Origin of the sequence: Flintibacter hominis (assembly GCF_014287965.1) — a bacterium.
Classification (GTDB): Bacteria; Bacillota; Clostridia; order Oscillospirales; family Oscillospiraceae; genus Lawsonibacter; species Lawsonibacter aceti.
The window spans coordinates 257,548-274,275 of record NZ_JACOPO010000002.1; the positions used below are offsets into that span (position 1 = coordinate 257,548).

At 61.5% G+C, this 16,728-nt stretch carries 12 protein-coding genes; 4 read left to right on the forward strand and 8 right to left on the reverse strand.

Annotated elements, in window-relative coordinates; all coding sequences use genetic code 11:
- Positions 1 to 5: 5 nt before the first annotated feature.
- From H8S11_RS04540 to H8S11_RS04550, 3 genes are all read left to right on the forward strand, one after another.
- The gene (locus H8S11_RS04540; protein WP_279287539.1) at positions 6 to 746 is read left to right on the forward strand and encodes an ABC transporter ATP-binding protein; all 741 of its coding nucleotides are present in this window, start codon (positions 6 to 8) and stop codon (positions 744 to 746) included.
- Positions 743 to 1,984: an ABC transporter permease gene (locus tag H8S11_RS04545; protein WP_147572774.1), complete on the forward strand. Its 1,242-nt coding sequence runs from the start codon at positions 743 to 745 to the stop codon at positions 1,982 to 1,984. The genes H8S11_RS04540 and H8S11_RS04545 overlap by 4 nt, the downstream gene beginning before the upstream one ends.
- Positions 1,985 to 2,095: 111 nt before the next feature.
- Positions 2,096 to 3,961, forward strand: coding sequence for an S-layer homology domain-containing protein (locus tag H8S11_RS04550; protein WP_186852341.1), 1,866 nt, complete (start codon positions 2,096 to 2,098; stop codon positions 3,959 to 3,961).
- Positions 3,962 to 4,016: 55 nt separating this feature from the next.
- Here H8S11_RS04550 and H8S11_RS04555 read toward each other — a convergent pair whose 3' ends face one another.
- From H8S11_RS04555 to H8S11_RS04565, 3 genes are all read right to left on the reverse strand, one after another.
- Positions 4,017 to 5,357, reverse strand: a complete 1,341-nt coding sequence (locus tag H8S11_RS04555) for a D-alanyl-D-alanine carboxypeptidase family protein (RefSeq protein WP_186852342.1) — start codon at positions 5,355 to 5,357, stop codon at positions 4,017 to 4,019.
- A gap of 63 nt (positions 5,358 to 5,420) precedes the next feature.
- Entirely contained in the window at positions 5,421 to 6,083 is a 663-nt protein-coding gene (locus tag H8S11_RS04560; RefSeq protein ID WP_186852343.1) for a gamma-glutamyl-gamma-aminobutyrate hydrolase family protein, read from the reverse strand.
- Positions 6,084 to 6,109: 26 nt separating this feature from the next.
- Positions 6,110 to 6,742, reverse strand: coding sequence for a cytidylate kinase-like family protein (locus H8S11_RS04565; protein ID WP_186852344.1), 633 nt, complete (start codon positions 6,740 to 6,742; stop codon positions 6,110 to 6,112).
- A 260-nt stretch (positions 6,743 to 7,002) separates the two neighbouring features.
- Here H8S11_RS04565 and malQ point away from each other — a divergent pair, with 260 nt between their 5' ends.
- Positions 7,003 to 8,511, forward strand: a complete 1,509-nt coding sequence (malQ, locus tag H8S11_RS04570; RefSeq protein ID WP_186852345.1) for a 4-alpha-glucanotransferase — start codon at positions 7,003 to 7,005, stop codon at positions 8,509 to 8,511.
- Positions 8,512 to 8,598: 87 nt separating this feature from the next.
- On the opposite strand, the gene H8S11_RS04575 is transcribed toward malQ, so the two are convergent.
- From H8S11_RS04575 to H8S11_RS04595, 5 genes are all read right to left on the reverse strand, one after another.
- Positions 8,599 to 9,657, reverse strand: coding sequence for a flavodoxin family protein (locus H8S11_RS04575; protein WP_186852346.1), 1,059 nt, complete (start codon positions 9,655 to 9,657; stop codon positions 8,599 to 8,601).
- A 46-nt stretch (positions 9,658 to 9,703) separates the two neighbouring features.
- On the reverse strand, positions 9,704 to 10,111 hold the full coding sequence (locus H8S11_RS04580; protein ID WP_186852347.1) for a hypothetical protein: 408 nt from the start codon (positions 10,109 to 10,111) through the stop codon (positions 9,704 to 9,706).
- A 98-nt stretch (positions 10,112 to 10,209) separates the two neighbouring features.
- Positions 10,210 to 10,440, reverse strand: coding sequence for a hypothetical protein (locus H8S11_RS04585; RefSeq protein WP_186852348.1), 231 nt, complete (start codon positions 10,438 to 10,440; stop codon positions 10,210 to 10,212).
- Between the two features lie 78 nt (positions 10,441 to 10,518).
- Positions 10,519 to 11,757: a lactate dehydrogenase gene (locus H8S11_RS04590; RefSeq protein WP_186852349.1), complete on the reverse strand. Its 1,239-nt coding sequence runs from the start codon at positions 11,755 to 11,757 to the stop codon at positions 10,519 to 10,521.
- Positions 11,758 to 11,827: 70 nt separating this feature from the next.
- Positions 11,828 to 16,627: a nicotinate-nicotinamide nucleotide adenylyltransferase gene (locus H8S11_RS04595; RefSeq protein ID WP_186852350.1), complete on the reverse strand. Its 4,800-nt coding sequence runs from the start codon at positions 16,625 to 16,627 to the stop codon at positions 11,828 to 11,830.
- Positions 16,628 to 16,728: the final 101 nt, after the last annotated feature.

Consider the following 16,728-nt stretch of genomic DNA (forward strand, 5'->3'; position numbering starts at 1 on the left):
CCGGCTTGGAACATCTCATCGAACTGAAGGACATATATAAGATCTATCCGATGGGGGAGGAGACAGTCCATGCCCTGGATGGGGTGAACATCACCATCGACCAGGGGGAGTTCGTGGCCATTGTAGGCTCCTCCGGTTCAGGCAAGTCCACAGCTATGAACATTATCGGCTGCCTGGACGTGCCCACCTCCGGCACCTACCATCTGGGGGGTGTGGATGTGTCCACCATGGAGGACGACCAGCAGGCGGACATTCGCAACAAGATGCTGGGTTTTATCTTCCAGCAGTACAACCTGATCCCCAAGCTGTCTGTGCTGGAAAATGTGGAGCTTCCCCTGCTCTACGCCGGCGTGCCCGCCGACCAGCGTCGGGAGCGGGCCATCCGCTCTCTGGAGCGGGTGGGACTGGCGGACAAGAAAAAGAATCTGCCCAGCCAGCTCTCCGGCGGCCAGCAGCAGCGGGTATCCATCGCCCGTGCCCTGGCCGGGGACCCCTCGGTCATCCTGGCTGACGAGCCCACTGGAGCCCTGGACTCCAAAACAGGCCGGGAGGTACTGGGCTTTTTGAAAAAGCTCAATCGGGAGGGGGACACGGTGGTCCTCATCACCCACGACAACTCCATCGCCGTCAAGGCGGACCGCATCATCCGCCTCCAGGACGGCAAGGTCATCTATGACGGGGACGCCCACGATCCACGGGCGGTGGTCCAGCCCGACGCGGCGGATGAGGAGGTGGATGCGGTATGAACTATGGACAGTCCTTCCGCCTGGCCATCAAGGCCCTGGCCACCAGCAAGATGCGCTCCCTGCTCACCATGCTGGGCATCATCATCGGCGTGGCCGCCGTCATCATTATCCTGGCCCTGGGCAACGGCCTGACCGGCATGGTGCAGCAGCAGGTGGATAAGCTGGGGGTCAACATGATGATGACCTATGTCTGGGGACGAGGGGATGGGTCCACCTCTACCCTGGACCCCCAGGATATGTATGATCTGGTGGAGGAAAACCCGGACGTGCTCTCCGGTGTTTCCCCCTATGTGAACGCCCAGGCCACCGTCCGCAAGGGGGACGAAAAATTTGACAAGACCTCTCTCTACGGAGTCAGCGAGGTCATGTTCAACAACAGTACCAAGGGCACCATCGACGGCGGGGAGAAGCTGGGCCAGGGACGGTTCCTCTCCTGGCTGGACGTGGAGCGGCGAAGCCAGGTGTGTGTCATTGGAAGCTATCTGGCGGAAAACGCCTTTGGGGGCGACGCCCTGGGCCAGACTCTGACCATCAACGGTCAGGCTTACACTGTCATCGGCGTGCTGGAGCAAATCCGGGAGAACATGGAGGAGGGCGGCCCTGACGACCAGGTGTACATCCCCTATGAGAACGCCCTGGAGATGCTGGGCACCCGGAACGTGACCTTGTATATGTTCACCAGCACTTCCGGCGAAACAGCGGCCGCCGCGCGAATGGTCATCGACAGTATGCTGCTGGAGTATTTTGACGGGGATTATGACGCCTTCTACACCCAGACCATGGCGGAGCAGGCCGAAATGATCAACCTGATGATGGGGGTGGCCATGGGGGTACTGGTGGCCATCGCCGCCATCTCCCTGTTAGTAGGGGGCATCGGCATCATGAACATCATGCTGGTATCCGTCACCGAGCGCACCCGTGAAATCGGCATTCGGAAATCTCTGGGCGCCAAACGGCGGGACATCCGCCGCCAGTTCGTCATCGAGGCCGGGACCACCTCCGCCATTGGCGGGCTGCTGGGCATCGGCCTGGGCTGTCTGCTGGCGATGGGACTGGGGGCATTGTTCGGTGGGATGCTGTCCGCCCAGATGGGCGGCGCCGTCTTTAACGCCACTCCTACTCTGGGCGCTATTGCCATCAGCTTCGGGGTGTCTGTGGGCATCGGTGTCCTGTTCGGCTATCTGCCCGCCAACAAGGCGGCCAAGCTGAATCCTATTGACGCGCTGCGATATGACTGATAAATTAGAGACAGAAGAAGCGCGGCGGTCCCTTTCTAACGGTCGTTTTTTCCTTAGGGCCCCGTTGGACGCTCAATCTTCTGACCTCTGATGAAAAAAGGAGCCATTAAAATGAGAAAAAAATTCACATCCGCCCTGTTGACCGCCTGTCTGGTGCTGGGCTTGGCTCTCCCCGCTCGCGCGGCAAGCCAGCCCCAGCAGGAGGAGGCCATCCAGGTGGTCAACGCCCTAGGCATCATGGTGGGGGACACCAATGGCAACATGAATTTGTCCAGCCGGGTCACCCGTGCGGAGTTTATCACCATGGCTGTCAAAGCCACGCCCGGCGGGGAGCAAATTGGTCAGGCCGCCACCTCCCCCTACCCCGATGTCCCACGGAGCCACTGGGCCTCCGGCTATGTGGAGGCGGGAGTGGCCGCTGGACTGGTATCCGGCTACACAGACGGTACTTTCCGCCCCAACCGGGAGATCAGTCTGGCCGAGGGCGTGACCATTGCCCTGCAGCTTCTGGGTTATGGCCCCAGTGATTTCTCAGGCGCCTACCCCACCGGACAGCTTGCCATGTATCACAGTCTAAAGCTGGACCAGGGTGTGACCGCTGCCGGGCCCTCTACCCTTCTGACCCGGCAGGATGCCATGTACCTGTTCTATAACCTGATGACCGCCAACACCAAGGAGGGGCGTCCCTACCTGGAGAGTCTCGGCTATTCCCTCAACGCCGCTGGTGAAATCGACCTGGTGGCCTTGATCAGCGGACAGATGGAGGGCCCGGTGGTCGCACAGGGGAACTGGCAGTCCTCCCTCTCCTTTGACCCGGCCCAGGCCAAGGTTTACCGCAACGGCGGCGTGTCCACGCTGTCTGCCATTCAGAACTACGACGTGGTCTATTGGAACCGGGCCATGCGCACCCTGTGGGCTTACTCCGACAAGGTAACAGGCACGATCCAGGCCCTGGAGCCCAGCGCCTCTAACCCTACCTCTGTCACGGTATCTGGAAGGACCTGCACCATTGAAACCTCCTCTGCCGCCTATTCCCTTTCCACACTGGGAGAATATGCTCTGGGCGACACAGTGACCCTGCTGTTGGGACGCGAGGGGGGTGTGGCCGCTGTGATAGGGGCCCTATCCGCCGATGAGAGCCAGCAGGTGGGCGTGGTCACCTCAGTGTCCAATTCCTCTTACCCCGATGGCAAGGGCGGCACCTATCAGGCCAAAACTGTGACGCTGTTGTCCACGGATGGCCAGACCTACCGCTATCAGACCACCAGCTCTGTCAAAGAGGGAGCCCTGGTCCGAGCCGCGGTGGATGACCAGGGGAAGGTGACCCTGAAGGGCCTGACCAGCGCCTCTCTCACCGGCAAGGTGAACGCCGCCGGCACCAAGCTGGGCAGCCACCCCTTTGCGGAGGGTGCAGAGATTCTGGATGTCAGCGATGGGCAGGGCGCGCGGATCTATCCCAGCCGTCTGGCCGGACTGGAACTGACCGACAGCATGGTCAAGTACCACTCCCTAAACGGCTCCGGTGAAATCGAGACACTGGTACTCAACGATGTGACCGGCGACGCTTACCGGTACGGCATCCTCACCCGCATGGAGAGTACGTCTGCCGGGGAATTTTCCTCCTATTACAGCTACGAGCTGGATGTAGGAGGACAGCAGATCTCCCTTCCCCAGAGCACGACCCGCTACCCTGTGGAGCGGGGGCCGATCCGCATTAAGGGCGACCCTGCCCATCCTGACGGGCTCTACTCCCTGACACTCGCCGGCAAGGGCGAGGCCAGCGGGGGCCAGTTCCTGTCCGGTTCCAAGGGATATACCCTCTCCGACAATCTGATGGTCTACGAGTACCAGGACGGGGCGTACTATTTGTCCACCCTGGCCAGAGTCCAGGGCGGCCGCTTTGAGCTAAGTGGCTGGTATGACAAGTCTGAATCCTTGGGAGGCCGTATCCGGGTCATCGTAGCCCGAAGCATCTAACTAAAACAGAAAGACCGCCCCGGCGCCTTTTCAGGCGCCGGGGCGGTCTTATTTGTCACATGGCAGGAGTGGTATCGGAAACATAGGTCTGTTCCAAGCCGAGATCCAGCTCCAACAGGAAATTCAAGTCATCCAGGGCCAGGTACAGCTCCCCCTCCAGCATCAGCGCCGGGGCGGACAGTTCTACCCTTTGGCCGTCCCGCTGACTGTTCTGGCCGGTCGTCAGCGTATACCAGTGCTCCCCGCCGTACAGGACGACTTCCTCCCCGCCGAATGTGGTTCCGACCCGCCACCCCAGCGCCTGGGCCAGACGGCCGGCAGAGAGGTAAACTCTGCCCTCCAGCATCAGAGCGCCGGAGCCCAGCTCCAGCTCCCGTCCCTGTATGTACAAAGCCGGCACGCCATTTGTGCCCTGGACAGGGAGGCGGGCCACATATTCCTCATAGGTCAAGTCCCGCTCCATACAGAGCTTGGCAATGTCCTTGCCCACATAGCGGTAATGCCAGGGCTCAAACCGGTAGCCGGTGATCCGCTCCTTCCCCTCTGGATAGCGGAGGATAAATCCGTACTCCGCACAGTGCTCTACCAGCCAGGCGTAGGTGGGCGTGTTCTCAAAGTGGGCCTGGACGCTGGCGGTATTGATGTCCAGTGCCAGTCCGGTCTGATGCTCCGAGGAGCCTGGACGGGCGGAATAGGTGTCCGCCAGGCTCTGACCATCCTGGGACACATATCGGTCATATACCCGCTCCTGTGTCCCATAGGAGCGGTAGGAGGATACGTTCCACAGCCGAATCCCCTCCGTCCGGGCCTGGTCCGCCATGGCCTTGAACTGCTCCCAGGCCTCCCGCTGGAGATAAGCTGTCCCATAAGTATAGGCTGTCCCCATCCGGACCAGATCAGGTTTATAGTCCGGGCTGAGTTGGTGGTACTTATTGACCAGGACGGTCTGGCTGTCCGGGTCCTCCACCATCTGGATTCCCTGATAGAATGGGCGGTCCAGGCCGATATTCACCTCGGTCGCCACCTGTTCTGTGGTCAGTTCCGGGTGCCGCTCCCCGTAGTCCAGATAGCGGCCCATATTTTCCACATGGCAGTAGGGCAGGACCAGCAATTCCAATTCCCGCTGGGACAGCGCTCCCTCCATCAGCCGGTGATAGAGCTCTCGGTCCAGGCGGCTCCAAACCTGGGCGATTTGGTCCCGCTCCAGCCCCCTCCGGGCCAGCAGAGCGGACACATCCCGATAGGCTGCCGCCGGGTCGCCGTTGTCCAGCACCAGGGGCGAGGGATCCCCAGGCTCCTCTGGCGGTATGGCAAAGACCACCGCCGGGAGCAAAAATACCAAAAGTCCAGCCGCCAACATCCTGGACAGGCGGCCCTTCGGGAAAAAGCTGCGCATGGTGATATAATATCCTCCTCAGGCGGAACAGCTCCGCCGTTCTCTGTCAGTATACGGCCGGGCCTAGCCCCGGCACAGGTCCATAAAATATTGGAAGATCGGCGCTCCATCCACCGCATCCCCCCGTCTTTGGTCAAAGGACATCCGCTCCGGATGGAACTGGACCCCCAGCACCGGCCGCTGTGTGTGAATCAAAGCCTCCGGAAAGCCGCTCTCCGCCCAAGCGATGGTCTCCAGTCCCTCACCCAGTCGGTCCACCGCCTGGTGGTGGGCACTGTTCACCGGGAATATGGGGCCGTACAGCCGGTGGAGCAGAGTGCCCTCCCGGCTGCGCACAGGGTGGACCCGGTCCTCCTCCCCGCCGCCATGGAAAGGTCTGATTTCTCCCGGCAGGTCTTGGAGCAGGGTGCCCCCCAGCGCCACATTGACCACCTGCATCCCCCGGCAGATCGCCAGGATTGGCTTGCCCGCCTGAAAAAAGGCCCAGAACAGCTCCAGCTCCGCTTGGTCTCTCTGCCGGTCCGGGGGCTGGGAGCCCCGGTTTTCCTGCCCAAAGAGAGTGGGGTCCATATCCCCGCCTCCGCACAGGATGAGCCCAGCGCAGGACAGGTCAGGAGATGGGCAACAGCCGGGGACAGGCCTCGCCCCTGTTTCACAGGCCGCCCGACAGTAGTTATCCATACGTCCGGCCTGACCAGAAATCTGGATGGAAGGGAGATGGTCCATAAAAGCTCCTCTCTGATGGGGCCCGGTCAGCTCTGCTGGGCGTCTACCGCCGCTCTGGACCGGACCAGCGCGCAGATCAGCTCCACCGCTCCGGCAATACCAGAAGTGCTGGAATTAAGGGTCAGGTCATAGCGGCGCATATCGCCCCAGGTGTGGCCGGTGTAATAATTGTAGTAGTTAGCGCGCCCCCGGTCCATCTGGATGACGCGCCGTTCCATGTCGTCTGACGGGATGTGGTACTCCTCCACACACCGGGTCACCCGGCTGGGCAGATCGGCGTGGACAAAGACCTTCAGACATTCTGGCCGATCCCCCAGCACATAGTCGCTGCACCGCCCCACAATAACACACGGGCCTTCGTCGGCCAGCTCCCGAATCACGTCGGCCTGGGCGAAAAAGGCCTGGTGGCTGACGGGCACACCTTGGTGGGCAAAGGCGGGGGTCCCGATCCCGATGGGGGTAATGGACAAATGGAAGCGGCTGCGGGCCCGCTCCTCCGCACGGGCAATAAAGTCCGGGGACAGGCCGCTCTTCTCCGCCGTCTTTTGGATGATGGTCCGGTCATAGCATGGGATGCCCAGCTGGGCAGCCAGGCGCTTGCCAATCAGTCTGCCTCCACTGCCAAATTCGCGGCTGATGGAAATGACGTAATTACTCATAGTGCGCCTCCTGATCCTAAAGATATGATACCAAACCGTCAGGTATCCAACAAATTTTCTTTTGTTGTTAAATATATTATAGCGGATAAACCGAAAAATGACAATGGAAAACTGGGCCGGACCCTAAAACAGCTCTGAGAAGGCCATTCCTCCGGTTTTCCCTGATAAAACGGTTGCGGACCGTCCCCCCAGGGGGTAAAATAAGATACCGCCCCCTCTGATCCGGGGCGGAAAACACAGACAGAAAGGCGGACTCCAACGTGAGAAAAGCCGGGGTGCTGCTGCCCATCTCCTCCCTCCCCTCCCCTTGGGGCATCGGCGCCCTGGGGGCAGCGGCCAGGGAGTTCATCGACTTTTTGGCCGCTGCCGGACAGTCCTTCTGGCAGATCCTGCCCTTGGGCCCTACCAGCTATGGCGACTCCCCCTACCAGTCCTTCTCCTCCTGGGCCGGTAATCCCTATTTCATCGATCTGGATGATCTGGCGGCGGAGGGACTGCTGGAGCGGCAGGAATATCAGCGTCTGAACTGGGGGGAGGACCCGGCCCGTGTGGACTATGGGCTGCTATACAAAACGCGCTATCCCGTTCTGCGGAAGGCCTGCGCCCGGCTGCTGGAGCGGGGGGATGCCCGCTTCCATTCCTTTTGTTTGGGCGAGGCTGACTGGCTGGAGGACTACGCCCTGTTTATGGCCCTGAAAGAGCGGTTTGACGGCCGCTCCTGGCAGGAGTGGCCCCAGCCGATCCGGCTGCGGGAGCCCGCCGCCCTGGAGGCGGCCCGAACTCAGCTAGCTGGCGAGGTGAACTTCTGGAAGGGTGTTCAGTATTTGTTCTGCCAGCAGTGGAAAAAGCTGAAGTCCTATGCCAACGAGAAGGGCGTCTCCATCCTGGGGGATCTGCCCATCTACACCGCCCTGGACAGCGCCGACGTGTGGGCCAGTCCGAAGCAGTTTCAGTTGGATGACCGGGGCTGCCCGACCGAAGTGGCCGGGTGTCCCCCGGACGCCTTTTCTGAGGACGGCCAGCTCTGGGGCAACCCCCTGTTTGACTGGGAACGGATGAAGCGGGACGGCTACCAGTGGTGGCTGCACCGCGTAGGCTATCAGTTATGCCTCTATGACGCGCTGCGCATCGACCACTTCCGGGGTTTCGAGTCCTATTACGCCATCCCTTACGGGGACACCACCGCCCGCAACGGCCGCTGGCGGCCCGGCCCCGGCCTGGATTTTTTCCAGGCGGTGAACAGCGCCCTGGGGAAACAGAACATCGTCGCTGAGGACCTTGGCTTTCTCACTCCGGAGGTCCACCGCCTGCTGGAAGAGACCGGCTATCCTGGAATGAAGGTATTGGAGTTCGCCTTTGGCAGCCGGGAGCTGGGCAGCGCCTATCTGCCCCACTGCTACCCCACCAACTGCGTGGTCTACACCGGCACCCACGACAATGACACCATCCGCGGCTGGATGGCCTCCGCCCCCCGGAAAGAGGCCGCCTTTGCCAAGGAGTATCTGCGCCTGAGCCGCGGGGAGGGATACCACTGGGGGATGATGCGGGCGGCCTGGGCCTCCCCCGCCGGTCTGGCCATGGTCCAGATGCAGGACCTGCTGGGCCTGGGCTCCGAGGCCCGAATGAATATTCCCTCCACCCTGGGCGGTAACTGGCAGTGGCGCGCCCTTCCCGGCAGCTACGGCCCTAAGCTGGCCCGGCGGCTTCACCGGGAGATGAAGGTATATCAGCGCCTTCCCAGTCAGAATGAAAATGGCGGGCCCCGCTGAATGGAAATCCCAGCTTCTGTTACCGCAGGCGTTCCTAGCTCTGTAACAAAACGCCGGAGCCGCCCCTTTTGGGGCGGCTCCGGCACTTCATTTCAGCAGGGTCCGCTTGATATCGCCGGCAAAGCGGTCCAGCCTCTCCCCCACGCCTGGAGCGGCCAGGGCCTCCCCTGGGTCGTTGGCCCGCTCCAGCATGACAAACTTCCCCGGCAGGAAAAAGGACTTGTTCATGTTCATGGCGGCAATGAGCTGGCGGGCCAGAATATCCCCGCCGGAATAGCCAGAAACCACGATGGCGAACAGGGCCTTGTCATAAAAGCGGGTCTGGCGGAACAGGGCGGTAAGCCGGTTCACAAAGGCGGTGAGGTTGGCGGACAGAGCGTCGTTGTAATTGGGGCACAGCATAACCACCCCCTGGCACCGGCGGACAGCGGGATAGACCTCCTGCTGCATCAGCCCGCCGTAGAAGCACCCCCCCTTTTCTCCGAAGTGGAGGCACATGGTGTAGGGGCAGCCGGAGCAGTCGGACAGGGTGCCATTGCGCAAACCGATTTCCGTATAAATAAACCGGTCCCCCAGCCGCTTTTTGGTCTGCTCCCACAGGGCCATGGTGTTGGAGGTATGGTGGCTGGAGGCGTGGAGCACCAGCAGCTCCGGGCTGTCCTGGGTCAGATCAGCGGGCTGCTCCAGCCGTTCTGTCAGCTCTTGGGCGGCAGCCCGGTAGGCTCCCGCCAGGTCCGTCCCCAGATTATTGGCCTGGACCTTGAAGTTGGACAGGTCTCCCGTCCCCTCCACCAGGGGGCGGCCCACAAAGGAACAGCCCGCCAGGTTGGCGGCCAGTGTCAGCTCGGCGGCGGCGGACTTGGTGTACAGGTGAGAGGTCCCGTCCACGATCAGCCCGGCAGTACAGCCCGCCAGCAACTCCGGCTCCCGGCGCATCCGGGCCAGCATCCTGACATACTCCAGGTTCACTCCCTCCGCCCCCAGAGGCAGGGCGAAGAGGAGCCTCTGGCCCTCTAGCCTCTCCAGCTCCTCCGCGGTGCGGATGGTCCTCCCCGCCCGGCCCGCCAGGGCGTGGGCGAGAATGCCGGACAGGCGGGTGTCCGCCTCCGGCCGGTCAGGGTATGGATGAATCAAAACGAGGGACATGAGATCGCCTTCTTCAAAAGTTGATGTACGGGGGCGCCGGGGAAACTCAGCCATTTCTCAGGGGCGGCCGCTGGTTGTCCACGACAGGGGACAGGGACCCCAGGGTGGTAAGCGCCACGACAACAAAGAGGTGGAGCGCCACATTGGGGAGCGTAAAGTCTTCGGTATTGGACACCTCGCCAAACTCCATCAAGAACCGGCAGGCCAGCCCCAGCAACGTCATACCGAGGGCCAGGGCGGCTGATCTCCGCACCTTGCACCGGCTATGCAGCACACCCAGGATCTGTCCGATTTCATAGTAAAAGAAGCAGAGCGCTAGCAGCAAATACCAGCTGCCAAACCGCCGCCCTGTGGTGAAATTGTAGATAGGGAAGCCGAAGCAACCGAAAAACACCAGACAAGCACACAGACCGATAAGCCAGCGGATAGGGTGGGCCAAAATTTTTTCTCTCATGGAGTACCTCCTTTATGATCCAGGGCAAAGTAAGGGACATAAAATCGCCTTCTTTCAAGGTAGGATGTCCGCATGGTAAAACAAAGCAGCTGACCAAGTTATTTTTTCCTGATCTTGGTATATACCCAGAACAAGAGCTCAAGGATGCCCCACACCAGCAAGGCGGACAGAATGGCCGAAACGACAACCCCCTCCTCAGTGCTGAGAAAAAGTCCACCCGGAATCATACCAGTCTCCAGCTCAGGGGGATTGAACCCACGCTTCAGCTGGATGAAAAACACAAGCAGGATGACAATAGAAATCAGAGTGTCTTTTTTGCTCCGTTTCATTCTGTTCTGTCCTCCTTATTACAGTAAATGTTAAAAAGAGGCCGGGCGGAAAAGGCCAGACTTCGAGGACGCCGCTCTCTACAAAATCTCTTTCAGGTGTTCCGCCGCGTCCTTAATATGCCCAAACAGAGGGTCCGGGATCTGGGGCAGCAGCTCTGTTTCGATTCCTGCCGGGGTATAACGGTTTTTCACCCCCATATAGACCCCGTCCAGAAAGACAGAACCGCAGTGCCACTCCCCCCGGAGAGTAAGCAGCAGAGACAGGGCCCCGGAGGACAGAGCGGGGGCCACATAGGGCTTAAAGCCGATCTCCCGCATCTTCAGATTGGCAGTGACGGTGAGGCGGGTCAGTTCCTGGGAGATGGCCTCATCATAATGTTTGATGGAGTTGGCGATGGTCAGCCCGGTGCCGTGGGGCCCAAAGGACCGGCCCTCTGTCAGAAAGGAGGCGAATCTGGCGTCCCGCTTGGCAAAGTAGGCCGCCCGGGCGTTCATCACCCCCAGGCCGAAGCCCTGTACCTGCTCCGGCCGCAGGCCGAGGCCGTCCCAGTTCCCATTCTCGTCCCGGTTGCTCTCCAGATAGGCGGTTTTGGCCAGGGGGTCCACCGGGTCGGACACCGCGCACCACAGTCCCTGAAACTTCTTCTCCCGCGCCATGCGGGCGTAGCCCTTGACGATGGCGGCGTTTGCCTCGAACTGGGCCATCCGCACATCCTTCACCTGGGAGCCCACCGGGGGAATACCACGGGAGGCCACAAAGACGAACAGGTCACAGTCAAAGAGATTTTCCGGAGAAATGATCTCCACCTCGGGGAAGGCGCTGTACTCCCAAGGCAGGGAGATCTGCCCCATCTCGAACTCCCACCGGGCGGTGATCTGGTCGGACAGGTCACAGATACCGATGGAGGAGATCACATCTCCCCCCAGCAGCTTCAGCCCGGTGAGCAGGGTGGAGCCCACATCACCGATGGCCAGGAGATTCACCCGTTTCTTCCCTTCTTTGGGGGAGGCGGCGAGGAGGGCCTCCCACCCCGCCCGGCCAGGGTTGACAGCGGTGAGCCGCCCCTCTGTGATGGCGGCAGACAGGGCCGGGTCCACCTCCACCCAAGGCAGGCGGGAGGCGTCCAGCGCCTCCAGCCCGTGGCCGGCCAGCAGCTGGCCGGGGTGGTTTACCCGGAACGAGCCCCGGCCCAGAACCGGATCTCCGGGCACCAGGGCAAAAATAGGGCCGTCGGCGGCAGGATCGGTTTCAGGGCCGAAGCCCTCCAGAGGGGCTGGAGAAACCAGGGCAGCCCCTTTCCAGCGGTAATAATACATACAGATCACCTGTCCTTTTTACAGTTTCAGCGGTTGGGACACAGGGGGCACAAGCGTGGCAGCTCCGCTGTCATCCGTTTTGACGGAGAAGCTGCTCCAGGTCGTTCTCCAGATAGACGGAGGGGGACAAATTGGGGTCGTAGCTCAAGCAGGTACCCTTGTCCGGGCACAGGGGCAGGACGACCGCCTCTGGCAGCCGGGACAGGGTCAGGTTGCGGCCATAGAGGACCCGGTACTCCCGCTCCAGCACCCGCATCACATCCAGAGCGGCCTCCAGGCAGGTGCGTGACAGTTGAAAGACAGCTTCCCGACCGCACTCATCCTGGTAGGGCGGCGCCGCATAGGGCAGGATGTGGTTGATGCCCGGCAGCAGCCCCGGCACCGGGGAGGCGGGCCGGCGGACCGTATTGCCGCCGATAAAGGGATACAGGGTGGCCTCTACGAACCACTGGCGCAGCCGGGGCAGGAAGTAGACGCAGTCCACCGGCCGGTCCCAGGAGCGCATCAGATCCCGGCCATAGCCGGACAGGATACCCACCAGCACCATACGGATATCCACCCCCTCTTGGCGAAGGATGGGGTCCAGACTCCCCATCCGAAAGCCGGGGTGCATCAGGTCGTCCACCAGGATAACCGGGCGATTGAAGGACTTGATGGTGCGGATCTGGCTGGGGATGGGGGCATAGTATGGGAACGCCTCCATCACGCTCTCCGACAGATCAGGCGTAAACACCTTGTCGGTGTGGATGGTCTTGGTCACCGTGTTGGGCACAATCTTTCCCCGGAGCATCTTGCCGAAGGGGACACACATATCCTCGCCCAGCGTCCTGGGGGTGGTGGGGGTGGCGGGGACATTGTTATAAGCCGTGATTTTCTCCAGCAGGCGGTGGTGGATGATATCGGTGGACAAAGTCAGCACCAGGCAGCCGGGATAAAGGCCGGTCATAGCCCGCTGGAGCCGCTCGTGCCCGCGGCGGATAGCGGACAGCACCCTGGGATTGCCGGACAGAGGCTCCTGAATGGTGGTCTCCAAATTCTGGATAAGCACTGTGGGCGTCCGCATATCCACCTCCCAGATGGCGGTACCGCCCCCCTCCCGGTCCACAAAGCCGGACCGGGACAGGATGTCGCCCAGCTCCTGAGGCAGCTTTCCGTCGTGGGGGGAGAACACGGCGTAAACATACTCCTCCTCCAGAGCTCGGGCCAGCAGTTCGCTCAGGATGAGCTGGCCGTAGTCCTTATGCCGGTCGGTCCGGTCGGCAGCCAGGGCAGTAATAAGCAGCACCTTTCCCCCCGCCCGCAGCCGCAGGCGGTCCGCCAGCCGCGGGTCCTCGGTAGCCGGGAACAGGTCGGAGGAGGCCAGATAGCGGTAGCTGGCATAGCCCAGCAGCTTCCCTTCCTCCCCGGTACGGTGGAGAAGGAGAAGCTGGTCCCCCTTCCGGATAATGGCGGAGCGCAGGGCCTCCCCCTCGGGATGACCGGCGGTGATGTCCGCCAGCAGCAGCGGGGAGGGGTCCTTCACCCACTGGAACTCCAAGTCCCCGGCATAGAGCAGGGGCTTGTCCTGGCTGTCCCGGAGGTAGAGGCCGTTTTGATAGATAAAGTCCTGAATGACCGGGTCGATGAAGTTGGAAATGTCCCGGTTCAGGTCCACGTTCTCCCGGATGCGGGAGGAGCTGATGTCCTCCAGATGGTGGGGCAGCTGGAGCTGAATGACCCGCCCCGTGATGGGCAGGGGCTGCGGCAGCTCCGCCTCTCCCGCCCGGCGAAAGATGACGTGGTCCATGTGGTGGATGGAGAAGGGCCTGGGCTCCGTTTTGTAAGAGGACGCGTTGGCCACCACATCGCTGCCCGCCACGATATAGACCTGCTGACCGGGGAACAGCTCCACCAGCCGCTTCAGGTCCCTGGGATTGGCGATATTCACCGGGATGTCGTCCGGGAACAGGTGGACGTGGAAGTCCCCGGCAATAGACAGGTTGACGATCTGCCGGCGGACCAGGTGGGGCTGGGCCTTCTTGGACCAGGAGAACTCGTCCACAGCCAGATAGACCTCGAACCCCAGGTCCCGGATGGCGTGGACGATGCCCTTGTGGGACAGGGTGAAGGGGTCAAAGGTGCCAGGGAAAAAGGCGATCTTCGTGGGGCAGGAGAACTGAAAAGGCCCTTGGTCCAACCGCCGCAGGGCGATGAATCTGTTGATATGGGCCAGAGCGGCGGCCCGGTAGAAGAAGGTCAAGCCGCTGTGCCCCGTGGTCTCCTGTGTCAGGAAAAGGAGCTTACGGTAGCACAGGGCAAAGAGCCGGGCCTTCTCCTCCATGTCCAGGATGGGGGACTCAAAGAGGAGCTTGCCAGTCACCAGCAGGGCCTCCTGCCGCACTGCCTCCCGATAGTGGGCCAGCCCCTGGAGAAGCAGTCCCAGCAGCTCCTGCCGCCGGCCCTCGTAGTGCTTGTCCGGCTCAGGAAAGCGATCCCGGTAGGCGGGATAGTGCTGTAAGAGGACTCCAATGGTATTCAGGGCGCCGGATACGGCGGAGTCGTTGGGGGAGCCCAGCAGCCCCTTGAGCCAAAGCACCTGCTCGTCCAGCTCAGAGGGGTAAAGATAGAGGGCGGCCTCCCCCAGGTATTGGGGGATATATTTGGATATCTCGTACTGTCCCATCTCCAGCCCTTTGCCCAGCTCCACCACTACCTCGTTGCGCTGGTCCCGGCGCAGCAGGGACAGAGTGCGTACCAGGGCGGAGCCGGCGGTATGCCGGACCACCACCCGTTCAGATACCTTGACCAGGTTGGAAAAGTGGGTGGCGATGTGAAGAATATGGGTGCGCATCCCGTATTCCACCTGGTCCCGGAGCAGCTCCACGCCGGCCACCTTGACGATCCAGGGGGTGGCCGTCTTTAGGTTGTCCAAAAAGACCTCGCTGGTGATGTCCAACTGGTACAGAGTCTGCTCCAGAGGGGTGGCGTCCTCCCCGGCCCGGCTTAAGATCTTATACTTCAGGAAAATTGTGGTCAGCTGGTCGGAGCCAGCCTGTCGGGCCACCTGGGCGATGCGGGCCATCTGGGGATGGCTCCGAGGGATGGACCGCTCCGCCTCCCGCAGGAACTCCAGGGCGGCGGTGACCAGGCGCAGGTCGTCGGACCTGATAAAGTGGGCGGCAAACTCGATCAGCCTGCCACGGATGTCATCTCCGTAGTATTGGGGCGGCAGGTAACGTACCGCATCCAGCAGGGTAAAGGCGGTGTCTGGGATGGTGTCCTCTGGGGTCTCAAAATAGCGCAGAAAGGCCCCCAGGAACCGGGGAATATCTCCCGGCCGAGCGTGGTCCAGCATAGAACCGATGACCAGCTTCAGAGTATAGCCGATGTGGGATCGCTGCTGGGGGGTGGTCTTGTGGTCTGGAAAAATGATCATGTCCAGATACTGCTCCCACAGGGTAAAGGGCACCTCCTCCGCCGGGTCGCTCTGGGCGTCGGCGGGCACCTCCTTGCGGTACACCAGGTGGAAACGGGCGATCAGCTGGCCGATGAGTCCACCGGCCTGGCGGCGGATATCACCCTCACGGTGCATCAGCAGCTCGTAGAGGAAGGACAGGGCCTGGGTCTTCTGTCGGACAGACAGATAGGTAAAATATTCCTCAAAGATATTCAGATAGGCCCGCAGCTGCTGCCAGCTCTTGACAGAGCGGGCCTCCTCGATGATGTTGCCAAACTTCTGCTCGTTGGACAGCATGTGCATCAGCCGCAGATTGTGATCCACCGACAGCAGAATCAGCCCCTCCAGCGTTTCCTCCGGATCCATGAGCGCCGGGTCCTTGTGGGGCAGCGGAGGCTGGGGGCGGCCAGTGAGGTCCACGTCTACCCCCAGTGAACGCATATAGTCCTCGAAGTCATGAAGCTTTCCATAGACGAACTCATACCGGCGGCGCTTCTCATAGTCCACATTGTCCAGCTTGGACAGAATGACCTGGAAGGACTGATCCAGGGGAAAAATGGTGGTCACCTCGTTTCCTTCCTGGTCCCGCTCCTGCTTGCAGCGGAAGTCGGCGTAGATAAGAAGCAGGGACTCCACGGACAGGGACTCCAACTCCAGATCCCAGGTCGAGTGGTTGGAGGCGATGTGACTCACCGCCTCCATCTTCCGGCCCAGCAGCCACTGGTCAGTATAGTAATAGTGGAGGTAGGGCACCCGCTCCCCAGGCCGGCAGCCGAATTTGCCCACATCGTGGGCAGCGGCCGCGGCGGAGATCAGGGCCAGATCCACGTCCACCTGAGCCTCCGCCAGACCTCTGGCCGCCGTCATAGCGATATAGTGAACGCCGGCAATATGATTCAGGGCACGGAAGGGAGTAACCTCCAATCCCATCCGCATCAGTTCGTAGACGAACTCCTCCCGCCACGCAGCCAGAAACCAGCGGTACTCCTTTGCCTGGTCGCAGAGGGAGTACTCCTCCTCCGTCAAAAACTGGAAGTCCAGCATTGGGTCAAAGGGCAGGGCAGCCCGCTCATGGTCCAGCAGGACCTGGAGTACGGTGAGATAGAACTCCGCCCCCTGGGCATACCGGTCGGCCTCCGGCGCAAAGCCGTTTTCTGGGAACATCAGCCGGCACACATACTGATAGATAAAGGGCTCCCACCCCTTCTCCGGTCCCTGGGGACAGAGACGCTCCAGGACCGGGGCGCACAGCTCCAGCACCCGTACGCAGCTCAACCGCTCCCGGATGGGAAACAGGGCCGCCAGGCTCTCGGCCATGCCGCAGGACTTCAGCAGGGCCTGGGCGGCCTTTCGGTTGGGAATCGCGGCCAGCTTTCGGGATACCAGGGCCTCGGCGATCTCGCCGGTGATCTGACGAATCAGCTTGTCATTCATAGTGGGCCCGCCTTTCTCCGCGCCCGTGTGGCACGGGATACTATTGTAAAAAGTGTAACACATCCCTGCCGGTTTGGAAAGTGTGTCCGGCCGAGAAAATG